This window comes from Paenibacillus sp. FSL H3-0333, from assembly GCF_038002805.1.
In the GTDB taxonomy this organism is placed as follows: domain Bacteria; phylum Bacillota; class Bacilli; order Paenibacillales; family Paenibacillaceae; genus Paenibacillus_AQ; species Paenibacillus_AQ silagei.
The window spans coordinates 5,902,713-5,922,110 of the sequence record NZ_JBBODG010000001.1; the positions used below are offsets into that span (position 1 = coordinate 5,902,713).

The 19,398-nt window shown below is 53.8% G+C and carries 17 protein-coding genes; 10 read left to right on the plus strand and 7 right to left on the minus strand.

Translation table 11 applies throughout. The annotated features are described in order from the left end of the window. Positions 1-481: 481 nt before the first annotated feature. The gene (locus tag MHH78_RS26130) at positions 482-4,216 is read right to left on the minus strand and encodes a DNA polymerase III subunit alpha (RefSeq protein ID WP_341169318.1); all 3,735 of its coding nucleotides are present in this window, start codon (positions 4,214-4,216) and stop codon (positions 482-484) included. A 145-nt stretch (positions 4,217-4,361) separates the two neighbouring features. Here MHH78_RS26130 and MHH78_RS26135 point away from each other — a divergent pair, with 145 nt between their 5' ends. From MHH78_RS26135 to MHH78_RS26145, 3 genes are all read left to right on the plus strand, one after another. Then, a complete protein-coding gene (locus tag MHH78_RS26135; protein WP_209993411.1) occupies positions 4,362-4,682 on the plus strand; it encodes a YtrH family sporulation protein in 321 nt (106 codons plus the stop codon). Between the two features lie 51 nt (positions 4,683-4,733). Then, positions 4,734-5,237: a hypothetical protein gene (locus tag MHH78_RS26140; RefSeq protein ID WP_341169319.1), complete on the plus strand. Its 504-nt coding sequence runs from the start codon at positions 4,734-4,736 to the stop codon at positions 5,235-5,237. A 106-nt stretch (positions 5,238-5,343) separates the two neighbouring features. After that, positions 5,344-5,646, plus strand: coding sequence for a YtpI family protein (locus MHH78_RS26145; RefSeq protein WP_076082940.1), 303 nt, complete (start codon positions 5,344-5,346; stop codon positions 5,644-5,646). Between the two features lie 123 nt (positions 5,647-5,769). Here MHH78_RS26145 and MHH78_RS26150 read toward each other — a convergent pair whose 3' ends face one another. The 3 genes from MHH78_RS26150 to MHH78_RS26160 all read right to left on the minus strand — a co-directional run bounded on the left by MHH78_RS26150 (position 5,770) and on the right by MHH78_RS26160 (position 8,647). Further along, complete coding sequence (locus MHH78_RS26150) at positions 5,770-7,104, minus strand: DRTGG domain-containing protein (protein WP_341169320.1); 1,335 nt, start codon at positions 7,102-7,104, stop codon at positions 5,770-5,772. Positions 7,105-7,411: 307 nt separating this feature from the next. Beyond that, positions 7,412-7,696, minus strand: coding sequence for a hypothetical protein (locus MHH78_RS26155; RefSeq protein ID WP_036721603.1), 285 nt, complete (start codon positions 7,694-7,696; stop codon positions 7,412-7,414). Between the two features lie 609 nt (positions 7,697-8,305). After that, positions 8,306-8,647, minus strand: coding sequence for a YlbF family regulator (locus MHH78_RS26160; protein ID WP_036691219.1), 342 nt, complete (start codon positions 8,645-8,647; stop codon positions 8,306-8,308). Between the two features lie 353 nt (positions 8,648-9,000). Here MHH78_RS26160 and MHH78_RS26165 point away from each other — a divergent pair, with 353 nt between their 5' ends. Genes MHH78_RS26165 through MHH78_RS26190 form a run of 6 tightly spaced genes read left to right on the plus strand, consistent with a single transcriptional unit; the run spans position 9,001 to position 15,699 of the window. Further along, positions 9,001-10,368 carry a YheC/YheD family endospore coat-associated protein gene (locus tag MHH78_RS26165; RefSeq protein ID WP_076082948.1) on the plus strand — a complete coding sequence of 456 codons (1,368 nt, stop codon included), beginning with the start codon at positions 9,001-9,003 and terminating at the stop codon, positions 10,366-10,368. A 10-nt stretch (positions 10,369-10,378) separates the two neighbouring features. Further along, positions 10,379-11,557, plus strand: coding sequence for a YheC/YheD family endospore coat-associated protein (locus tag MHH78_RS26170; protein ID WP_341169321.1), 1,179 nt, complete (start codon positions 10,379-10,381; stop codon positions 11,555-11,557). Beyond that, positions 11,558-12,931, plus strand: a complete 1,374-nt coding sequence (locus MHH78_RS26175) for a YheC/YheD family endospore coat-associated protein (protein ID WP_036721599.1) — start codon at positions 11,558-11,560, stop codon at positions 12,929-12,931. Beyond that, the gene (locus tag MHH78_RS26180; RefSeq protein WP_076082954.1) at positions 12,928-14,040 is read left to right on the plus strand and encodes a YheC/YheD family endospore coat-associated protein; all 1,113 of its coding nucleotides are present in this window, start codon (positions 12,928-12,930) and stop codon (positions 14,038-14,040) included. The genes MHH78_RS26175 and MHH78_RS26180 overlap by 4 nt, the downstream gene beginning before the upstream one ends. Before the next feature lie 28 nt (positions 14,041-14,068). Beyond that, positions 14,069-14,587, plus strand: coding sequence for an N-acetyltransferase (locus tag MHH78_RS26185; protein ID WP_341169322.1), 519 nt, complete (start codon positions 14,069-14,071; stop codon positions 14,585-14,587). Continuing rightward, on the plus strand, positions 14,569-15,699 hold the full coding sequence (locus tag MHH78_RS26190; protein ID WP_341169323.1) for a YheC/YheD family endospore coat-associated protein: 1,131 nt from the start codon (positions 14,569-14,571) through the stop codon (positions 15,697-15,699). Before MHH78_RS26185 ends, MHH78_RS26190 begins: the two co-directional genes overlap by 19 nt. A gap of 1,047 nt (positions 15,700-16,746) precedes the next feature. On the opposite strand, the gene MHH78_RS26195 is transcribed toward MHH78_RS26190, so the two are convergent. Next, positions 16,747-17,355 carry a CPBP family intramembrane glutamic endopeptidase gene (locus MHH78_RS26195; RefSeq protein WP_341169324.1) on the minus strand — a complete coding sequence of 203 codons (609 nt, stop codon included), beginning with the start codon at positions 17,353-17,355 and terminating at the stop codon, positions 16,747-16,749. A gap of 16 nt (positions 17,356-17,371) precedes the next feature. Further along, positions 17,372-18,100 carry a MerR family transcriptional regulator gene (locus MHH78_RS26200; RefSeq protein ID WP_341169325.1) on the minus strand — a complete coding sequence of 243 codons (729 nt, stop codon included), beginning with the start codon at positions 18,098-18,100 and terminating at the stop codon, positions 17,372-17,374. A 272-nt stretch (positions 18,101-18,372) separates the two neighbouring features. Here MHH78_RS26200 and MHH78_RS26205 point away from each other — a divergent pair, with 272 nt between their 5' ends. Further along, positions 18,373-18,732: a hypothetical protein gene (locus MHH78_RS26205; protein WP_341169326.1), complete on the plus strand. Its 360-nt coding sequence runs from the start codon at positions 18,373-18,375 to the stop codon at positions 18,730-18,732. Positions 18,733-18,903: 171 nt separating this feature from the next. On the opposite strand, the gene MHH78_RS26210 is transcribed toward MHH78_RS26205, so the two are convergent. Next, positions 18,904-19,245, minus strand: coding sequence for a hypothetical protein (locus MHH78_RS26210; protein ID WP_341169327.1), 342 nt, complete (start codon positions 19,243-19,245; stop codon positions 18,904-18,906). Positions 19,246-19,398 lie beyond the last annotated feature (153 nt).

Genomic DNA, 19,398 nt, shown 5'->3' on the forward strand with positions numbered 1-19,398 from the left:
TAATCGATACAACTAAACTGCCTCTATATGCGGGTTCTCACCTATTCGGGCAGATTTAGTTGTACAGACTACAGTTAGGAGAGGAAAGCCGTCCCTTTCACGGTTTTTAATTGCACATAATACACCTATGTGAATGTTCGCTTTGAACATGCTCCTAGTAGCGCATCAGATTAAAAAAGCGGGTCGGCATGATGAGGCCTGAACGACTAAAAAAGTGAAGGGATTGGGACAAATGTATGCGAAAACAAACATGTCTTTCAAGGCACAACTCCAGCATGAAAATGAGCAGCGTGGCTAAAAAACAGAACATCGTCTGTTTATATAATTAACAAATTTTAACATAAAACCAAACGCAATTGGACCGGTGAGTAGCGTAGGCCAAATGTAATCGGAAAACCGAACACAATTGTGGGTGGTATCGTTGTATTGATTCAATCCATAAATTTAGTTCTGACGCTGCACTAGGATGGCTTGGCTATTCCTATCTGAGGCGGACGGTTCCGGCACCCAGCATCTCCTCAATGGCTGCGAACAGCTCCTCCGAGGGCTCGATCCGGTAGCTGTCGCTCAGCGCAAGCACCTTCTGGTTGCGCTCATAGAACAGCAGCGTCGCTGCGGGTCCCGGATGGGTCTGCAGCAGCGCCTGGAGGCGCGGCAGCAGACCCTTCAGCTCAGCGCCCGGCGTGATCTTGATGAAGACACGCTGGGCGCCAGGCGCTTGGTCCTGCCCCGTGCGCAGCGGGGCAGGGCTGCCCGGCCGCGCGTCTGCCGCGGCCGGGACCTTAGGCGCGGCCTGCGCAGCGGCCGCAGAAGCGCGCGCACCGGGCGGCTGTGCCGCCGGTGTGCGCGTGCCCGGTGCAGCGGCGGCGCCAGCTGCACTGCCGGGCCGGGCGCCGGGGCCACCGGCGCCCGTGCGGGCTGCAGGAGCGGTCGCAGGCGCTCCTGCGGTGGCACTGCGGCCCGCGCCGTAGGCGGGCCGGGACCCGGCGCTGCGGCGCTGCAGCAGGCCGCGCACGCTGTCCGAGGTGAGCGGAGCTACCTCCTCGGCCAGCAGCTTGAAGCCCTCATCCTCCTGCTGCACCTTGGCGCGCAGGGCCAGCAGGGCGCCCTTCTCAATCAGGGCGCGGCTGCGTTTCCACACCTCCGGGAAGAGTACGACCTCGCAGCGCTCGATCTGGTCTTCCCACTCCACAAAAGCCATCGCCTTACCGGCTTTGGTCGTGATCTCCTTCAGCGACACGACCATACCGGCCGTCACGGTCATACTCTCATCCGCTGCTTCGCCAAGATCCATCAGCTTCTGCATTCCCGGCTCCTCCAGCAGCCCCGCATGGTCATCCAGCGGGTGGCCGGAGAGATAGAGCCCGAGCAGCTCACGCTCCAGCTCCAGCTGCTGGGTTCCGCTGAACCTCGGAATATCCGGGTAGCGGATCTCCCAGTTCGGCGTCTCGATCAGGTCATCGAACAGCTGGATCTGCAGCTCATCGCGCTCCTTGCGCCATTTGGCTGCCGCGTCCACTGTCTCATCCAGCATCGCTAGCAGCTGCGCCCGGTGTCCGGGCAGCGCATCGAATGCCCCGGTCTGCAGCAGCGATTCGATCACGCGCTTGTTGCAGACCCGCAGATCGACCCGGCGGCAGAAATCGAGCAGGCTGTCGAACGGCCGCTCCTTGCGGACTGCCATAATGTTCTCCACAGCCTGTGTGCCGACATTCTTCACCGCAGCCAGCCCGAAGCGGATATGCCCGCGGCCTTCGCCGGGCACCGGAGTGAACAGCACTCCGCTCTCGTTGACATCCGGCGGCAGTACGCCAATCCCGGACCGGCGGCATTCCAGGACATATTCCGCCACCTTGCGGTGGCTCCCCATCACAGCAGTCAGCATCGCGGCCATGAACTGCACCGGATAATGCGCCTTAAGATAAGCGGTCTGGAAGGCCAGCACCCCGTAAGCAGCCGCATGGGCGCGCGGGAAGCCGTAGTTGGCGAACCGCACGATCATATCATAGACCGCATGGGCATCCGCTTCGCTGTAGCCCTGCTTCAGACTGCCCTCCACGAAGTGGCTGCGCTCCTGATCGAGTGTCTCCCGCTTCTTCTTGGATACTGCACGGCGCAGCAGATCTGCTTCGCCAAGCGAGAAGCCGGCCATCAGGGAGGCAATCTGCATGATCTGCTCCTGGTAGACGATAATGCCGTACGTATCGGCCAGAATCGGCTGCAGATCCGCATGCGGATAGACGACCTCGAACTCCCCGTGCTTGCCCCCGATGAATTTCGGGATGAATTCCATCGGACCCGGACGGTATAGCGCTACCACTGAGACAATATCCTCGAACCCGCTCGGCTTCAGGTCCTTCAGCACCCGCCGTACGCCTGCCGATTCCAGCTGGAATACGCCGGTGGTCTCGCCTGCCCCAAGCATCTCATAGGTTAGCGGATCATGATCCGGGATGAAGCGGAAATCCGGCACGCTCCCGGTCATCTCCTTCACCCATTTCATGCAACGTTCAATAATCGACAAGGTCCGCAGCCCGAGGAAGTCCATCTTGAGCAGCCCAACGCTCTCCAGATGCTCCATGGAGTACTGGGTGAGCGCCGTGCTCTCATTGCCCGCCTGGAGCGGAACAGCATCGGTGAGCGGCCCCTTGGAGATGACCACGCCAGCCGCATGCGTCGAAGCATGGCGCGGCATGCCCTCCACCTTCATCGCCGTATCCAGCAGCGTCCTGGTCTTCGGATTACTCTCATACAGCGCCTTCAGCTCAGGTGTACTCTCCAGCGCCCGGGTGATGCTGATGCCGAGCTGGCCCGGAATCAGCTTCGCCGCCTTGTCCACCTCGTTATACGGCAGATTCAGCGCCCGGCCCACATCACGGACAGCAGCCCTGGCCGCCATCGTACCGAAGGTGATGATCTGCGCCACATGCTCCTTACCGTACTTGTCCACCACATAGGCAATAACCTCATCGCGGCGTTCGTCGCTGAAGTCGATATCAATATCGGGCATCGTGATCCGCTCAGGGTTCAAGAAACGCTCGAACAGCAGATTATATTTCAGAGGGTCCACATCGGTAATCTTCAGCGTGTACGCGGTAAGACTCCCTGCGGAGGAACCACGGCCCGGACCTGTAACAATACCGCTGCGGTGACAAAAAGCGATAAAATCCCACACGATCAGGAAGTAATCGCTGAACCCCATGCTCTCAATGACTCCCAGCTCATAGTCGAGCCGCTTCTCGGCCGTCTCCTTCTGCTCCGGCGACTCCCAGAGCGGAGTATCCGCGTAGCGCTGCGCAAGCCCGCTGCGGCACAGCTCGCGCAGATAAGCAGCGGCATCCAGCCCTTCCGGCAGAGGCGAGAATTCCGGGAGAATATGATGGCCGAACGTCAATTCCAGATTGCACGCTTCAGCGATCCGCTGCGTGTTCTCTATCGCCTGCGGCACATGCGGAAACAGCGCAGCCATCTGCTCTCCGCTTTTGAAGAACAGCTGGTCCGTTCCGATCTTCAGCCGGTCCTCATCGTCTACGGATTTGCCCGTGCCGATGCAGATCAGCACATCCTGGACCTCAGCATCCTCCTTGTCCATATAGTGGACATCATTGGTCACTACAAGCGGAATGTCGAGCTCTTCAGCAAGTGCTATCAGCTGCGGATTCACCCGCTTCTGCTCCGGTATCCCGTGATCCTGCAGCTCCAGATAGAAGTCGCTTCCAAAAATCTCCTTATACCGCAGCGCCGCCTTACGCGCCTCATCCTCCCGGCTGTGCAGCAGATGCTGCGGTACTTCACCGCCCAGGCAGGCACTGAGGCAGATAATGCCTTCGGAATGTGCGGCCAGCGCCTCCATATCAATGCGCGGCTTGTAATGCTGGCCCTCCAGATGGCCGATGGAGATCAGCTTCATCAGATTCTGGTAGCCGGTCATATTCTTCGCCAGCAGAATCAGATGATAGATCGGCTGATCCTTACGGCTCCCCCGCTCACGGCGCGAGCCTGCGGTCAAATAAGCCTCACAGCCGATAATCGGCTTGATTCCCTGCGCCCGGCAGGCTTTATAGAAAGGGATGGCCCCGTACATCACACCATGATCCGTCAGCGCCAGCGATGTCATGCCGTATTCGCCGGCCCGGCGTACGAGATCTGTAATGCGCGCCGCCCCGTCCAGTAAACTGTATTCGCTGTGCACATGCAAATGCACGAATGGGCTCATATTCCCCACTTCCCTTCAGCTCCAAATCAAAACATAAGATGAAACTATTTTATCATATTAGAGGGGGAGCCGCCCATAGAATGGATTAAGAGCATATGGACAGGCAAAAGCCAGGCAGCCGCCTGATCTAAGGAGGGAGCTTTTTATGGATATTTTCTTAAGCAAGGCCGTCCTCGACTTCTTCATCGCGTTCGGCATAGTGCTGGGCGGAGCGATGCTGGGCGGAATCGGAGCCGTCGTCTCTCTTCAGCCGCCAACCGATACCATGCTGGAAATCGCAGACCGGATTAAGATATGGGCACTAGCTGCCGCAGTAGGCGGAACGATCGACCCGATGCGGGTCATTGAGAGCAATATGCTGGGAGGCAATCTCTCCCCGGCGATCAAGCAGATTCTCTATCTGGTGTTCGCCTTCCTGGGCGCTCATATGGGCAGCGAGCTGGTCAAGTGGGTCTGCGGCAAGTAGAACCATCACGCCTCCAACCAAATGCCTATCCTTCAAGGGGTGAAAAGATACATGCGACTTCCGCCGTTTGACCGCTACCGCCGTTTCTCGCAGATTGCTGCTGTATTTGTCCTCGGGATGATTGTGGGAGCCGCCCTGTATAACGCAATTTATAACATGGGCTATAACATACTCTGGCTCAACAATCAGGATCTGCGGCTGGAAATTGAACAGTACCGGAATGACATTCTCACGCTCAAAAAGTACAATAATACCTCCACCGTGATCCGGGAGATTAAGGTGCGCAGCGAGGACAGCAAGATCAAGGATAGTGCCGCGACGTTGGACCCGGTAACAACCAAGGAGGTCCTCAGTAAGCTGGCGGGTGATCTGGAGCCGCTTCGCGGACGCAGCATGTTCGATATCGATTCCGACGGCAAGCTGGCGCGCCTGCTGCTGGACAGCAAAATCTATCTGGCCCGCGAGAAGGAATACACCGTCAAAATCCGCACCATGCTGGTGATGGAGGGCGTGCTGCAAATCTGGGTGGAAATCAGCCCTTATAAGCGCAGCTGAGGCGCGAATCATGATACAATAGTGGACAAATCACAATCACAGGATACAGAGTGCCCGGCTGAGGCTACGCTGACTGCCCGGTCTTCCACAAAGGAGCTGTCCGTTCATGATTATGTTCATTAAGTATCTGCTGTTTGCCCTGCTCGTTATCTTCATGGTATGCGCCGCCGCGTACAGCATCTCTTCCCGCAGAACCGCCGACCCGCTCATACAAGGCACCAGGCGCTCGATCATGAATATGCTGCTGGGCGGAATGCTGGTCACGCTTTCACTCATGTCGATGTTCATCTTCCGCGGCTCGACGCTTAACGTGGTCATTGAGGCTGCTTTTCTGCTGCTGGGCCTGTTCAATATCTTCTCGGGACTGCGCAGCTTCAGCTACTACAGCCGGATGCGCAGCGGAAGCTGAGGGTTCAGCCGCCGCCCATACAAATAGACCAGTTGCCCCTCCTGATCGCCTGCAGGACAGCCTGGTCTATTTTAGATATTTTCGCGAAAATCGTTATTCACCCATCATTACCCGCTTATCCAGCTACCCATGGTCAATTGACTGCAGCATCAGAACGGCCTTGGCAACAATGGTATCCATATAGCTGATCTCGATCTCTAGCTTGCAGGTGCGGCGGCTGATCTCCAGCAGCTTCGGCATGACGGTGATGGAATGCTCAATCTGTACCGGACGGATGAAATAGGTGGACATATTGTCCAGTACATAGTCGTTCCCGGTGATGTCCTTGGCTGCTTTGAAGGCGGACAGGGTCATCAGGGTGGACAGAACCCCTTCCGAGATCGTCCCCAGATCAGTTGCCATTTGCGGGGTAATGAAGCCATGGAAGAATAGTCTTCCCTCCTCATCCCGCTCGTCGGCAAACCCGTTCCAGATCAGATGATCGAACGTCTCTCCAAGCTGCGGCTGATTACTGGCGTCGCGCAGGCTCTGCAGCACTTCACGCCGGGTGACCGACCCTACCAGCTTGCGGTTGCGGTCCACAATGGGCAGAAAATCGATCCCCTCCCACATCATAATCTGCGCCGCCGAAGCCAGCGAGGTCTGGAGTGCAGCGGTGACCGGACTGCGCACCATCGCCTTTTCAATAATTTGCCCTTCGCTGAGATCCTCCACATCACGCCGGCCTACAATTCCGATAACCCGGTTCCACTCATCCGTGACCGGGAACCGCTGCTCGCCGCTGGCCTGCGACAGTTCACGCAGCTCTCCTACAGTGCTGGAGATTTTGAGTGTATTCAGGCGCAGCTTGCCCTCCACGATATCCTCGACCAGCATGATCTTCTTCTTGATCAGCCGGTCAAAGATCGCGCGGTTAATCATCGAAGCCACCGTAAACGTATCATGTCTGGACGAGATGACCGGCAGGTCCAGCGCATCGGCCAGCGCTTTGACCTCGCGGCTGGTGCCGAAGCCCCCCGTTACAAGGACGCCTGCCCCCTGCTCCAGTGCAAGCGAATGCACATCATCGCGGTTCCCTACGATCAGCAGACTGTCCGCATCGATGTACCGGATCATGGCATCGACCTTCATCGCACCGATCACATATTTATGAAGATGCTTGTTCAGACCCTCTGCTCCGCCAAGCACATGCCCTTCAACAATATCTACGACATCCCCGAAGGTCAGCTGTTCGGAAATATTGCGCGGCTTCTTCTCTACCCGGACTGTGCCAATCCGTTCCTTGGTAATGACGATCCCCAGGTTCTCCGCTTCCTTCACTGCACGGTAAGCCGTACCTTCGCTGACCCCCATCTCCTTCGCCAGCTTGCGGACGGAGATCTTGGTTCCCACCTTCAGACTCTCAATGTGCTGCAGCAGTTGTTCATGCTTTGTAATATTATCTCCTTGACCTTCCAACTGTTACACCCCCATACCCCGATCTGTACTATTCTGTACCCATTATACATGCTGTCCGCACCGGAGTACAACAGGTTACACTGTATCTTTCAAAAGTTATGACAGCTCTATGACAAGCAACTATAAATGTATGGGAGGTATGCGGAAAGAACGGGCCTTCCCAGGAATGACATCAATGAGTACAGCCGGGAATATATATATAACACCGCGTACCTTACTTCCGGCAGGAGCGGCACGCACAGGTAACCCCCGGTCCGCCGCACAGGCAAACCGGGGGTACTTTTGCACCGTTAGCTTAATCCCGGAACTATGATCTCTGCGACACCCGGCCTTCTTCGTTCCACTGGCCCTGCCACTGTGCAAGCTTGGCCTTGCGGACGGCATCCAGACGCTTCTGCTTCTCTTCATCCACTCCGATAATAAAATGCAGATGTGAGGCAATAACCAGGAACGCGAAGACACACCAGACAAGACCGAAGCCCAGCACCCAGCCGGAACCATTCTGAAAAGACAGCTTCGGCAGCGCGTATAACAGCATAGCCAGGGCAACCAGCAGATACACAGAATGTTTGAATTTACTTCTTTTTCTCATTGCAGGACCGCTCCTTCGCTCTACAGGATTGTTAGAATGAATCTATATCTCTATTCTATGAACCTGAGTCCTGAAATATGAGACAAGCTGCGTAATTTTTCAGCAGGATGATCATACCTTGTCAGCAGATTCTATCCTGCATGGCTTCCGGAATGAGGCAGCGCTCAATCCCGCAGCAGTCATTAGGATGCAGTAGGCGTTGGCACGATAGCAACTGCATTTTGTACAATGGAATGCTGTAAAAAAGGCTTCGAAATAGAATCTATTGCATTCCGTACAATTGAATGTTGAAAAAAGGCCATATTTTCACCCAAAACACAACATTCCACTGTATGAAATACAATAGAATCTCATTTTACGATCAGTAATGCATTTTCTATTGCAGGAAATACAATCAACTACTTGAATGTAAGAGCAGAAGTCGGTAACGGGTGCAGGATCAGTCTAATAGTTGCTCGATGTTCATGTTCAGCCTTTAACACCCTGAGGTTCATTCTTACAGTTTTAAAGCGGATGCTGCACTAGACTAAAAGGGTGATTCCAGAGCCAAATGGCCCTGAAATCACCCTTTTTTTGTATCAGAGAGAATCTCCGATGCGCTGCCGGTGCTTATTGTGCGCCGTACATTTGGGACAGGCTGTCTGTGATGATTTTGTTCACATCTTCGATGACTACACTAAGGCGGCGTTCTGCGTCGAACAGACGGCGGATGCCGAGGTTCAGGTTAAGCACCTCAAAGAGCTTCTCCATCTTCTCCATGTCCTCCTGTGGAGGCATGTCCCCGCTCATCATCCGCTGCTGCAGCTCAATCTGGCTCTGGCGGAAGTTGTCGAGCATCTGCTTGCTCTCCGGATCTGCTTCGATCACCTTCATTGCACTGGTAATATCAGATACCTCACTGCTGTCTTTAATGGCACGCGCCAATTCATGCGCCTTGTCAATCACGTTCATTCTATTTCCTCCTCCAAATAATGTTCGTCTCTGCTTCGCTTCAAAAGCCCCCGCTCATTCAGCAGGCAGCGGATCTATGCCTGTCCAGCAGCCAGCCCGGGGGCTGTACGCGCCCAAATTTGACAGCCGCGCAAGTTCCTCCCGGGAACGCCTACTTCCTTCTGTGCTCCCGCCCTCCGGTCCAGGGTGCGCCTGCCAGCCCCCTGGCTGCCGGCGATATTAATCCGCCCGGCACGGCTTTTTCGGGAATAGGTCAATCACCAAGGGTCAGATGTCTCCATATGATGAATGATATGTAACCCTCAAGATTCATATTGCCGGCACCATGCTTGCCTACCGGAAGGAGATTCACGATGTCTAAGCTAAAGATCCCGGTTCAAACGGTCCACTCGGGCATCCTGCAGGAAAATGCTGTAATGCTAGGCGACAAATCCATGAAGAGGCTCAAAATACCGGCGCACGGAACCATTCAGCTGAACTTCGGCTCTTTCCGGCAGGAGGTTACTGTAATTCCTGTCCCCAAATCCGACAGCCTGCGTGTAAGTGAGGCACTCGGCCGGCGGCTTGGCTTAAGACAGCGCTTGACGCTTAACGCTTCCTACAGCACCGGCAGCCGCATTCTGCGTCTGGGGCCGATGATTGGCGTCCTGGTGAGCCGGGACCATCCCGAACAGCCGGAGCGGGTCTTCGGCCAGATCACCATGTTCTGCCGGGAGCTGACTCATGCCTGCCATGCACAAGGCGCCTATGTCTATTTCTTCACCCCGGAAGCGCTGGAATCACGCACCACTACCATCCAGGGCTGGGTCTACGATGAGGGCTGGCGGAAGCTGAGTCTTCCTGTTGCCGATGTGATCAACAATCGGCTGACCACGCGAAAGGTAGAGAATAAACCTAGCGTACAGCATTTTTTGGCAGATGTAAAATCCCGCTACGGAACCCACTTCTTCAACGAAAAGTTCCTAGACAAGACAGAGGTATTCGAGGCGCTGGCTCTGGACCCCGCCCTGCAGCGGTACTTGCCCGAATCGCATGCCCTGAACGGCTTCGCCATACTCAAAAAAATGTGCAGCAGCTACTCCAGCGTGTTCCTGAAGCCGGTACGCGGCAGCCTGGGCAAGGGCATTCTGCGCATTTCCAAGGAGGAAGGCGGCGGCTACCGGCTGCTGTCCACCACTCCGATGGGCACTCGCAAGCAGAGCTATTCCAGCCTGGCGAAGCTATTTCAGTCCATTGCCCCCAAGATGAAAACCACCCGCTTCCAGATCCAGCAGGGTCTCTCCCTGATGGAGCTTGGACGGCGGCCGGTCGATTTCCGGGCACTGGTACAGAAGAACGGCACCGGCAAATGGGGCGTCACCTCCATCGTAGCCCGGACCGCCGGAAGCAATCATTTCGTCTCCAATCTTGCCCGCGGCGGCACGCTCAGTACGGTCAAGGAAGCCGTCGGCAAAAGCAGTCTTCCGGCCGGTGTCAAAGAGAGCACCCAGATTCAGCTGCCCCGAGCGGCGCTGGCCATTGCAAGAGGGGTTGAGACCTACATTCCCGCCCATTTCGGGGAGCTCGGCATCGACCTTGCACTTGACCAATCCGGCCGGATCTGGCTGCTGGAGGTCAACTCCAAGCCGTCCAAGAACGACAACACACCCCTGAATGATCAGAAAATCAGACCCTCAGTCAAACAAATGATTCTATACTGCCGTTATCTGGCCGGATTATAAGGAGGACATCATGACCACAACAGCAATGGGGTTCCTTGGCATTATGACAGGCCGTCGCCACGGGATTCCTCCCATCGCAGAGCCGGAGTTCTGCAGTCATCTCTGCCGTGCGGCCCCGCTGTATGAGCTGAAGGTCCTTGTTTTTCATCCGGAGGATGTGGCTGCGGACGGCTCCTATGTCCGCGGATATCAATGGCAGAACGGACAATGGGAGCCTGCGCAGGCTCCGCCGCCCGACATTCTTTATAACCGCTGCTTCTACCGGACACCGGAGGAGAAAAGGGCAGCTTCCGCTGCCCTGTCTGTATTGACCCGCTGTCTGCCCTGGTCACGCGGGCTTCCTGATAAATGGGGAGTCTACGAGATTCTGCGGCGCAGCCCCGCTGCCGCCCCCCTGCTGCCGGAAACTGAGCTATACAACAGCCGCGAAGCGCTTGGCAATATGCTCGCCGGAAGGGAATACGGCGTCTTTCTGAAGCCCCGGACCGGCTCCCACGGCAAGCGCACCCTGCACGCTGTACTGCTCGGCAGAAGCGAAGGCGGCGGAGTGAAGGTGCGGGGCAGAGACCGGGATAACAAACCTTTTCAATATGTTTTCGGTACGCTGGACGAAGGTCTGGACTGGATCGGCCGCTTCATCGGCCAGCACCGCTATATCATACAACCTTACCTGCATCTCACCGGCAGCGGAGGACAGCCGTTCGATGTACGTGTGCTGATGCAGAAGAACGGCACTGGTGCCTGGACCCTGACCGGCATGGCCGTCCGGCTCGGCACCCGGGGATCACTGACCTCCAATCTGCACGGCGGAGGCACGGCCGTTCCTGCTCTCCCCTTCCTGCTGGACGAATACGGCGCGGCAGGAAGAGACCTGCTGGAGGAGCTGACCCTGGCGTCTGCGCTCCTGCCTCCGCTGCTGGAAGAATCCTGCGGCAGACTCGGAGAGCTGGGCCTGGATTTTGGTATCGATGCCGGAGGAAGAATCTATCTGCTGGAAGCCAATTCCAAGCCAGGGCGCACGGTGTTCCGGCTGACGGGCGACCGCCGGGCTGCTAGACTCGCCGCCGAGAACCCGCTGCGCTATGCGCGCCATCTGCTGCTTAGCTCAAGCAGCCATCACAAGCTGCCTCCCGGGCAGCTCCGTTCACACGGGAGAATGATATCTATGGTTCCAAAGGAGGATTCATAAATGGGTCTCACTTTTTGCAATGTACATTTCACCAAGCAGCCTGATCGAGTAGTATATGTCTCGGGTGAACTGATGAGAAGCCTGAAATTATCCGGCAAGAAAAATATCCGCCTGCGCCTCGGAAAAGATGCCATCCCGGCCACGATCAAGCCGATCAAGCGTGCCGGCAAGCACCTCTTCCTGGCCTCGGGCGTCAAAAGCGCCATCAAGGTCCCGAAGTCCGGCGGCATCTACCTGCGCAATCTGCAGAATGACGAGGTGCAGCTCGGGCCGCTGGTCGGTGTGCTCTCAGACGGACCCGCTTCTGCTGCGCAGCCCTTCGGCTCCCGCACCGGCTTCATCAAGCAGCTGCTGCGCGAAGGCAGCAACAAATGCTACATCTTCGCCTTCATGCCGCGGGATATCGACTGGCAGCAGGAACAGGTCAACGGATATTTTCTGACGGCAAGCGGCCGCTTCGAGCGCAAGCTGGTGCCCCTGCCGGATGTCGTCTATAACCGCCTGCCCAGCCGCAGAGCTGAGACCTCCCCTTACATCAACCAGCTGCGCGAGCGCTTCGGACGCAAGAAGATTCCGTACTTTAACTGGAGCTTTTTCAACAAATCGGATGTCTACCGGCTGCTGGAGAATGACGGGGCAGCGAACCGCTTCGTGCCTGAAACGCACAGTAACCCCAGCTCCGAACAAATGCGGGATATGCTCGACCGTCACCACTTCGTCTATTATAAACCCTCGGCCGGCAGCCTGGGACACGGCATCTACCGCCTGACCTACCTGCCGAAGAAAGGGTATTTCGCCCGGTACCGCCGGAGCGGCAAGAATGTGCTGCTGCGCTTCACCAGCTTCGACAGCCTGATGCGTATGCTGCGGGGACGCCATGGGCAGAGCATGCAGAACTATGTGGTCCAGCAGGGTATCCGCCTTATTGAGATTGACAACTGCCCGATTGATTTCCGCTTCCACATGCACAAGAACGGCAGCAATCAATGGGTCGTCGTCGGAATCGGGGCCAAAAAAGCCGGACGGGGCAGTGTTACCACCCATCTGAAGAACGGCGGAGCGCTATTGACCCCGCAGCAGGCCCTCGGCCGTGTATTCGGGGCCAGATCAGATGAAGTCCTCCAGCGCGCCAAGACCACTGCCGTCAAGCTAGCAGAATCTCTGGAGATCCAGCACCGCCATCTGCTCGGCGAGATCGGGTTCGACCTCGGCATTGACCAGGATGAGGATATCTGGATGTTCGAGGCCAATGCCAAACCGGGACGCTCTATCTTCCGCCACCCCTCCCTGCGCGCTGAGGGCAAAGCTTCCATTGAGCACATCCTGGAGCATTGTCTGTATCTCAGCAAATTCCGCAGGAGGGATGACTTGTGAACAGCCGGATACCCGATCCCAGCAAGCCCGTAATCGCCATTCTGACCACCAGTGACCGGCTTAAGCAGTTCCGCGGTAACCGCAATAACTTTCGCGACATTATCCGTACCGGCAGAGAAATGGGCTATATGGTCTATGTCATCACGGTCCGTGACCTGAAGCTGAATGAACAGACCGTGACCGGCTACGTGCCCTCCGCCAGCGGAAAGCTCTGGTATGCCATTCCTGTTCCGCTGCCGCAGGTCATCTATAACCGGATTCCCAACCGCGAGGAAGAGGAGAAGGCACCGGTCGCGCGCAAAATTGCCGAGTGCCTGGAGCATCCCGAGATCTCGCTGTACAATCCGAGCTTCTTCAATAAATGGAATCTCTTCGAGTGGCTCAAGGAATCCAAGGCCACCTCGAGGCATGTGCCCAAAACCCGCCGCCTGCGCAGCGCGGCGACCCTTACCGCGATGCTTAAGAATCACGAGAGCCTCTATCTCAAGCCGGAGAAGGGCAAGGCGGGCAAAGGCATCATGCGGCTGGGATACCGGCCGGACACTCTCCTTCCCTACCGGCTGCAGATTCAGAGCGGCAAAAAAAACACCACCTACAAAGCAGCGTCTGTCGAAAGGCTATGGGCCCGAATCGGCCGTGAAAAAGGGTCCGCCCGCTATATTGTCCAGCAAGCCATCGTGCTTGCCGGACACCGCGGCCGCCCCTTCGATCTGCGGGTGCTGCTGCAGAAGAACGGCCGGGGTGCCTGGGCGGTAACCGGTATCGGCGCCCGGTTGGCCGGGGCCCGCAGCATCACCACCCATGTTCCGCGCGGCGGCAGCATTGAAGACCCCTCCAGCATGCTGGAGGGAACCTTCGGGCCCGAGCAGGCAGAGGTTATCCTGAAGAATGTCTCTACCACGGCGCTGCTGGTGGCCCGGCAGATTGAGCGGGCTTCATCCAGCATGCTGGGCGAGATGTCGATGGACCTCGGGGTCGATGAAGAAGGCGGAGTATGGTTTTTTGAAGCCAATTCCCGCCCGATGAAGTTCGACGAGCCGGCAATCCGCAAGCTGTCACTCGAACGCATTTTCCAATACGGCAATCATCTATCCCGCCAATCCAAATAATCCATTACCCGTCAAAGGAAGTGACACCATGCAGATATCCTCACTCTACGACAGCAATCCCGTACAGTGGGAATCCAGGCGAAACGGATTGCTTGAGTTCCTGAGGGAGTATGGGGAGCAGCGGATTACACTTCGCGGATGCAGGAGGCTGGCCCGGCTGACACCGGATCAGCTCGCCCTGCCGGGGGTCTCCCTGCTCGTTGCCACGGTGCGGGGTCAGAACGGCCGCCAGCTCGCAGGCGTCAGCTTCGTGTCCGGCTTCGGCAAGGAGGCCTGTGTAGTCGCCGTCCATCCCCTGTACCGGAACAGGCATACGGGCACAGCCCTGCTTGCTGCACAGCTGGAGCGCCTCGGGCAGCTGGAATGCCATGTCGCCTGCGACAATGCAGCCAGCCTCAAGATGTGCTTTAACATCGGCCTTTCCGCTGTTGATCTGGTCACCGGCCCTACAGGCAAGCCCACCCTGCTCTTGCGTTCCCCGGGGAGCGAAGTTGATCCCGCCATTCTCCCGCAAGGAGGTGAACTCCTGTGCCAGAGCCCGTCCTAGGCATCCTCACCCTGTATCTGAACGACGCCAAGCAGCTCGAAGAGAAGAGTGTATACCGGAGGATGATTATTGAAGGCAGCCGGATTGGATTGGATGTCTTTGTGTTCACCCCGGCAGATGTACATGTCAGCAAGGATCTGATCAATGCGATGGTCTATGATGTCAAAAGCGGAGTATGGTCGCGCAAATGGCGCTCCTTCCCGAATATGATCTATGACCGCTGCCGGATTCAGCGCAGCCAGCGCTTCCAGCAGCTGCTGCGCTTCCGTGCGCGGTACGACCATCTGACCTTCCTGAACCGCCCGCTGCGCAATAAATGGACGGTGCATCAGACCTTCTCCCAGCGGAGCCGCTTCCGGCCCCATATGCCGGAGACGCTGCTCTACCAGTCCTCTGCCGATCTGCACCGGATGCTGAAAGTAAGCCCCGTCGTCTACGTCAAGCCGATTAACGGCACCGGGGGGCGCGGCATCCTGCGGATCGAACGCCAGCGTGAAGGCAAGTCCCTCTTCGATATCCAGGGACGCCGCCAGAGCCGCCAGATCATCGCCCCGCGCAAGGTATCGCTGAATCGGCTGGAGACCATCGTCCGCCAGTGGTGCATCAGCGGTAAATTCCTCGTGCAGCAGGGCATCCCGCTGCGGCTGCCCAGCGGCCGGTTCCACGACTACCGGATGCTGGTGCAGAAGAACGGCCAGGGCGACTGGGAGTTCACCGGCATGGCCGGCCGCGTGGGCGCCGCCCGCAGCGTCACCTCGAACCTCCATGGCGGCGGGCATGCGATGAAGGCCGAGACGCTGCTGAAGCAGTGGCTCGGCAGCGAAGAGCGTGCCGACAAGGCCATGCACGCTGCTGAGAAGCTGGGGATCGAGGCTGCCGCCTATCTCGAAGACAGCTTCGGCGCCCTCTGCGAGCTGGCCCTGGATCTGGCCATTGACCGCGAGGGCCGGATCTACGTGCTGGAAGTCAACCCCAAGCCCGCCCGCGAGGTCTTCGCCCGCTCCGGCGACAACAGCACCTACCGCAAAGCGCTGGTACGCCCGCTGGAGTACGCGATGTGGGTGTATAAGAATAAGAACACGCCTAGTTCTTCTAAGGTGGTTGAGGAGTAAAGGTTATTATTAATCTATAAACGACAAGCGCCCCTCCGGATATGCGGAGAGGTGCTTGGCTTGGCGTAACGGACTGAGGCGCTCTTATTCGGGAAGGAATTCGTCATTTGGGCGAGTAACGGACTTCAAAGGCCTTATCCTTAGCACTTCGGCTCCGAAACGTCTCATAGAGAGACACTAAGGTCGCCTGAGTCCGTTAAGCTGCAAAAAGTGGCGTTTTCGCGGGGATAAGATCTCTGGTCCGCTATATTTTGAGTTGATAGGGTTTCACAAGCTTATCCATCCTTTTAAATCTGATGCTGTATTAGGTACAAGGTAGCGTTGTTGCACCCGTTATGGTCTAAAACATGGTCAACAACAACAAAACAAACTATTTTTCTTTAGAAAATTTCATTACCCATAGCACAAAAATAAAAATTATTTGTACTACAAAGTATATAACAGGAACGATAATTACTAATTCAAAAAATCCACTATCAAAATTCAAATCTATAAAATTATTTTCAGTAGGTTCATTTTCTCTACTGCTATAAAAAAGCATTAGAAGACTAACACTAGGGATTGTGCTTATGCAAAACCATATTAGGTTATATCTAAGCTTTTTTGTTATTAATGAAATCATGCAAGTTGCATACAAGAGGATAATTAGAACGAAAGAAACAATGTATGCTTGTCGTACCGCCTCTTCCTCCCATGCTTCTGATTTCAGATTCAAAAAACGAATAACAAATAAATGTTAAAACACAATAAAGATCACTTGTAAAATCGCTTTTACACTTGTTATTAAGAACTTTTTCAATTTATTCACACCTCACAATTAGGTAATATAGTTACCCTTATGTTTGCCGTAATCCTATAATCGGAACAGATTATCCGCTGGTGTGAAAAGTTAATTCAGAATGCTACCGTGGGGGTGGTTGCAGAGCAGCGTTACAATAGCCGTTTTAAATACCTTCTTTTATGTAATGGATTATTTAATCTCTAACCCTACTAAACATCCTTTTATTGTAATCAAAGGGAATTTGAAGAGGAGAATGAATGGTAAACCTAATAGCTTCTTTTTATAAAATAAATCCCTATTCCAAGATTGTAAATCGCATGTACAAGGATGGCAGGAATCAAGGAACCTGTATAATAAAACAATAAAGCACAGACCAGCCCATTAATAAATACGATAGCGTAGGCTACATAAATGCCTTTATATTGCGGTACGTGTATGATCCAGAATAGAAAGGAGCTTATAAGAATGACGACTCCGTCGATGATCGGGCTATAACCAATAAACAACCCTATTAATACACCCCTGAAGAAAAACTCTTCAAAAAAGCTTCCCCCCAGTGAACTAACGGCAATACCGCTTGGAGTCTTCAATAATTTATTGATCATTTCCGCACCTTGCGATGGAGGAAGCTCTGTGTTTGTTTTTATGATGATACCTATGCTAATTAATACTATAGTCGTACCGACGATCAAGCCCAGTAAGGTGACTGAAAGATAAGAGATCTCATCCGGGACAAACAGCGAAACCATAAAGGGCATGATCTCTCCCCACCTAAAAATCCCAATAAGGATCAGACCCAATATTAAAAACGGTGTTAATCCCAGCAAGATTTGCAGCAATAGCTTATAATGCTGTCTTGAACTTAACGAACTCATACCTAAAGTCACCCCTTTATTCATTACCCTTTTTATAAAACACTTGGATCGCTTGTCCTGCAAACTCCACCACATCAACAGGCAATAAGCTTTTATAGATGTCCAGCTTTTGTTCCAGGTACTGTTTTGAATCAGACAGCTCATCTATAGCTACAGGTACCCTTTCTAACAGTTCTTTTAATTCTCTCTGTACTTCGTGACTTTCGGGGGTTAGTTCATTTTGGATTGCTGCTCGGAAGAAAGATAACAGTCTCCTATTCAACCTATCTAATTCGGATTGTTGAGCTTTACCTTTTGGCATTATAGTATCTACCGTGTTTGCAGAGAAATATTGATTTAATATCACTCTTTGATCTTCTTCTAACTGGATAGCATTCATAAGTAACATAAGATCTTCAGTAGTTAAGTCACCGGCCTCATGGATTAGATTCTTGATTCTGGTTATCATATCGAGAGACTCGTTTATTCTATCTCTCTTATCGAGAAGCATTGCTTCTTGAACCTCTAACATGTCGCTAAAAGAATACTCCGGCTCTTCAAGCCTTTGTTTAATTTCGTCTAAAGGCAGGTTCAAGCTTTTGAGCAGCTGGATATTGTAGAATCTCTTCAATTCATCCCTGGTATATATTTTCTGATTGAATTCATTTCGCTTACCCGGAACAAGCAGCTCAAGTTGCTCATAATGTCTAAGTGTCCTAATCGTTGTATTGACAGCGCTGGCAAATTTCCCTATTGTAAGCTCCAACGAATACCCTCCTTTGCTTTTCTCTAATAAGACCTCTTAGATGTCTATAGTAGACTGTGACGTTACGTCCTTCGCAAGTCCATCTTTCGGGAATGTTCGTTCAAGCAGGTTAATGGGAAAAACACACAACAAAAAATAGATGTCGATCAAATGATCCACGGTCACCCTGTAGGCGACGGCGAGTCGGTTAATAGTCTGAGTTATCCCGATGAGCTTATGAAATAAAAACTCGCATGAATTATAAATTCAGAAGCAACGAAAGGATAGTGTACATGGAAAATGTATCTAATGCAGATCAATTGGAATCCATAACCTCTATGCAATCCACAGTCAAAAAACTTGAGAGCGCTTTGTCCCAAATGACTCAAAGTGGCGCCAATACTACCCTGGTAACCAAACGGCTCCATGCTGTATCCATCGGCTTAGCAGTTCTGGAAAATGTCTGGAATCAAAAGCCTCATTCATATACACATGAAGATTTAGCAGAAGCCGGCAAGGTTCTCACTGGTTTAACCCCTTCCGTGGAGAACAGTTATGCCAAGTCAAAGGCGGGCAGTCCACAGAGAACGCTTTTGGAGCGGAGAATTAAGGCTTTGAGGCTGGCTGTTCAAGCGATTGAGGGAATTTATTAAACTGAGAATGGTTAATTAAATAAGGATCGAACTTGAAACTGAAAGCGGAGATCCTAACGTCAGAGGCGATTACAGTAATAGAGAATGAGCGGCATGATCGCAAGTCTTATGATGAATGTCATCAGCACGATAGATAATCCGTAGTTTCCGTGAAATGTACCTCCACATGAGTCATATCGGATTAACACATAGCAGCACATCCTGCTCCTCACCCTTTTGATCCACAGTAGAAATTTGCTCAGGCGGATTTTCCAGACTTTTCCCCCTAACTAACAACTGTCCTTCCCCTTCGATCTCGTACTTTCTGATATACACTCCTGAACCGATATCCTCATACGGATACTTGTCAAAATCGCTCCAATTCAGTGCGGCTCCCTTGTCCACTAAGCTCTCTAATTCATTTAACGAAATATAGCCGCTCGTTCCTGGCTCCTTATGACTTTGGCAGGCTGTACATAAGATCAAGACAAATAACAATATCATTGGAAGCTTGAGGCATTTGGATAGTGTCATACAATCCCTCCAGGTTCTTATCATTCCACTGGTAATCTTAGGGATAATTATATCGTAATTTAAACAAGGAAGTCATAAAAACCGCCATATTAAATTCACTCCGGCCTTGAGTAAAGCTTTTCAATCAAATGATTTCTATACAGTTCAAGAGAT

Excerpts from the sequence above, each read along its gene's own strand:
- MHH78_RS26130 (WP_341169318.1), bottom strand. The coding sequence starts at position 4,216 with ATGAGCCCATTCGTGCATTTGCATGTGCACAGCGAATACAGTTTACTG.
- MHH78_RS26135 (WP_209993411.1), top strand. The coding sequence starts at position 4,362 with ATGGATATTTTCTTAAGCAAGGCCGTCCTCGACTTCTTCATCGCGTTC.
- MHH78_RS26140 (WP_341169319.1), top strand. The coding sequence starts at position 4,734 with ATGCGACTTCCGCCGTTTGACCGCTACCGCCGTTTCTCGCAGATTGCT.
- MHH78_RS26145 (WP_076082940.1), top strand. The coding sequence starts at position 5,344 with ATGATTATGTTCATTAAGTATCTGCTGTTTGCCCTGCTCGTTATCTTC.
- MHH78_RS26155 (WP_036721603.1), bottom strand. The coding sequence starts at position 7,696 with ATGAGAAAAAGAAGTAAATTCAAACATTCTGTGTATCTGCTGGTTGCC.
- MHH78_RS26160 (WP_036691219.1), bottom strand. The coding sequence starts at position 8,647 with ATGAACGTGATTGACAAGGCGCATGAATTGGCGCGTGCCATTAAAGAC.
- MHH78_RS26165 (WP_076082948.1), top strand. The coding sequence starts at position 9,001 with ATGTCTAAGCTAAAGATCCCGGTTCAAACGGTCCACTCGGGCATCCTG.
- MHH78_RS26170 (WP_341169321.1), top strand. The coding sequence starts at position 10,379 with ATGACCACAACAGCAATGGGGTTCCTTGGCATTATGACAGGCCGTCGC.
- MHH78_RS26175 (WP_036721599.1), top strand. The coding sequence starts at position 11,558 with ATGGGTCTCACTTTTTGCAATGTACATTTCACCAAGCAGCCTGATCGA.
- MHH78_RS26185 (WP_341169322.1), top strand. The coding sequence starts at position 14,069 with ATGCAGATATCCTCACTCTACGACAGCAATCCCGTACAGTGGGAATCC.
- MHH78_RS26195 (WP_341169324.1), bottom strand. The coding sequence starts at position 17,355 with ATGAGTTCGTTAAGTTCAAGACAGCATTATAAGCTATTGCTGCAAATC.
- MHH78_RS26205 (WP_341169326.1), top strand. The coding sequence starts at position 18,373 with ATGGAAAATGTATCTAATGCAGATCAATTGGAATCCATAACCTCTATG.
- MHH78_RS26210 (WP_341169327.1), bottom strand. The coding sequence starts at position 19,245 with ATGACACTATCCAAATGCCTCAAGCTTCCAATGATATTGTTATTTGTC.